Origin of the sequence: Rhodococcus sp. R1101, assembly GCF_000278445.1 — a bacterium.
Classification (GTDB): domain Bacteria; phylum Actinomycetota; class Actinomycetes; order Mycobacteriales; family Mycobacteriaceae; genus Rhodococcus; species Rhodococcus gordoniae.
This window is the reverse complement of the sequence record NZ_AJVB01000541.1, coordinates 1-2,432: the sequence shown is the minus strand read 5'-3', so window position 1 is coordinate 2,432 and position 2,432 is coordinate 1. Positions and strand designations below refer to the sequence as shown.

2 protein-coding genes and 1 pseudogene are annotated in these 2,432 nt (G+C 70.1%); all 3 read right to left on the bottom strand.

Annotated features, from left to right (window positions below):
* Window positions 1-181 (bottom strand): annotated as a pseudogene (locus R1101_RS27990) (hypothetical protein); the annotation flags it as partial.
* Between the two features lies 1 nt (window position 182).
* Window positions 183-1,079 carry an AAA family ATPase gene (locus R1101_RS0121255; RefSeq protein WP_016935277.1) on the bottom strand — a complete coding sequence of 299 codons (897 nt, stop codon included), beginning with the start codon at window positions 1,077-1,079 and terminating at the stop codon, window positions 183-185.
* Window positions 1,080-1,108: 29 nt separating this feature from the next.
* Window positions 1,109-2,392: a glutamate-5-semialdehyde dehydrogenase gene (locus tag R1101_RS0121250; RefSeq protein WP_016935276.1), complete on the bottom strand. Its 1,284-nt coding sequence runs from the start codon at window positions 2,390-2,392 to the stop codon at window positions 1,109-1,111.
* Between the last annotated feature and the right edge of the window lie 40 nt (window positions 2,393-2,432).

The following is a 2,432-nucleotide window of genomic DNA, read 5'->3' as shown; positions in this document are numbered from 1 at the left end:
CGCGGAAGGCTTCCCGGTCGAGGAGGTCGAGCACCGTCATCACGCGTCCGGCGTCGACGGTCTCGGACGGGCCGACCGCGATGCCGCGGCGACGCAGCGCCTCCACGAATCCGACCAGGTGCCCGGGCAGGCCGTGGGGTGCCGGTGACACCGCGGATCCGGGAAGGTGCGCTGCGGCCATGTCAGTTCAACCGGAGCTCGGCGGCAGCGCGGACCTGATCGGACTGGTGTTTGAGGATCACGCCGAGCGTGCTGCGGACCGCGTTGTCGTCGAGGGTGTCGAGTCCGAGGGCGAGCAGGGTGCGGCCCCAGTCGATGGTCTCCGCCACCGACGGGACCTTCTTGAGCTGCATACTTCGGAGCACCCGGACCGTGCGCACGAGGTGATCGGCGAGAGCGTCGGGCAGGTCGGGCACCCGGCTCGCGAGGATCCGGCGTTCGAGATCGGCGTCGGGGAAGTCCAGGTGCAGGAACAGGCACCGCCGTTTGAGTGCCTCCGACAATTCGCGGGTGGCGTTCGAGGTGAGCACCACGAACGGCTTCCGGGTGGCACGGATCGTACCGAGTTCGGGCACCGTGACCGCGAAGTCGCTGAGCACCTCGAGCAGCAGACCTTCGATCTCGACGTCGGCCTTGTCGACCTCGTCGACGAGAAGCACCGTCGGATCCTCCCGGCGGATCGCGGTGAGTAACGGCCGCGACAGCAGGAACTCCTCGGAGAAGACGTCCTCCCTGGTGCGGTCCCACGACTCACCCGCCGCGGCGGTCGCCCCCGCCGACTGGATGCGCAGGATCTGCTTGGCGTGGTTCCACTCGTACAGCGCGCGGGATTCGTCGACCCCCTCGTAGCACTGCAGACGCACCAGTTCCGCTTCGGAGGTTTCGGCGACGGCCCGGGCCAGTTCGGTCTTGCCGACGCCCGCGGGTCCCTCGATCAGCAACGGCTTGCCGAGACGGTCGGCGAGGAACACCGCGGTCGCGGTGGATTTGTCGGCGAGATATCCGGTACCGGACAGACGATCGATCACGTCCTGGACGTCCGCGAAGATCGGCGGGGTGGTGGGCAGCGCACGATCCACGCTGGTTCCTTTCGTCGAACCGGTAACGATCAGGCGGGGCGGGTGTGGCCGTCGCCCCACACCACCCACTTCGTGGACGTCAGTTCGGGCAGGCCCATCGGACCGCGGGCGTGCAATTTCTGGGTGGAGATACCGATCTCCGCGCCGAAACCGAACTGCTCGCCGTCCGTGAACGCCGTCGAAGCGTTGACCATAACGGCTGCGGCGTCGACCCGAGTCGTGAACTCCCGTGCGGCGGCGAGGTCCGCGGTGACGATCGCTTCGGTGTGGCCGGTGCCGTAGCGGTCGATGTGGTCGACGGCAGCGTCGAGGTCGTCGACCACTGCGAGGGCTACGTCGAGCGAGAGGTACTCGTCCGACCAGTCCTGCTCGGTCGCGGGCACGAGGCCGGGCAGGTCGCCGTGGACCGTCACGCTGTGCTCCTGCAGGGCCTGCAACAGCTTCGGGACGGCGGTGTCCGCGATCGCCTTGTCGACGAGGATCGTCTCCGCGGTGTTGCACACGCTGGGCCGGCGCGTCTTCGCGTTGATCACGATCTTCTCGGCCATCGCGAGGTCGGCCGCGGAGTGGACGTAGACGTGGCAGTTGCCCGTGCCCGTCTCGATCGTGGGGACGGTGGCGTCGCGGACCACGGCCGCGATCAGGCCGGCACCACCCCGGGGGATCACCACGTCGACCAGGCCCCGGGCCTGGATGAGATGGGTGACCGACGAGCGGTCGGCGCTCGGCAGCAGCTGCACGGCATCGGCGGGGACGCCCTGCTCCTCGAGCGAGGCGCGCAGCACGTCGACGAGCGCGGCGTTCGACCGGGCCGCGGACGACGAACCGCGCAGCAGTGCGGCGTTGCCGGATTTCAGTGCCAGACCGAAGGCGTCGACCGTGACGTTCGGGCGGGCCTCGTACACCATTCCGACCACACCCAGCGGGACGCGAACCTGACGCAGCTCGAGACCGTTGGGCAGGGTCGAGCCGCGGACCACTCCGCCGATCGGGTCGGGCAGTCCGGCCACCTGGCGCAGGCCGGCGGCGATCCCGTCGATCCGGGCGGAGGTCAGGCGCAGCCGGTCGAGGATGGCCTCCTCGGTGCCACCGGCGCGGGCGGCCTCGATGTCCTCCACGTTCGCGGCGAGGACGGTGTCGGCGGCAGCGAGCAGAGCGTCGGCGGCGGCGTGCAGTGCCGCGTCCTTCTCGGTGGTGGTGAGCAGCGCGAGCCGGCGCGAGGCCACACGGGCACGACGCGCGGCCTCGTGGACGGCTTCGCGGATGTCCGTGCCGGCGTCGGTCGCAGCTGAGTCGGGGGTCACGGCAGTCATGGGTCCAGCCTAGTCGGGTCCTGGCGGTGGCCGACAGGCC

What these genes read in the sequence shown, in the direction of transcription:
- R1101_RS0121250 (WP_016935276.1), bottom strand. Translation starts at nt 2,392, where the DNA reads ATGACTGCCGTGACCCCCGACTCAGCTGCGACCGACGCCGGCACGGAC.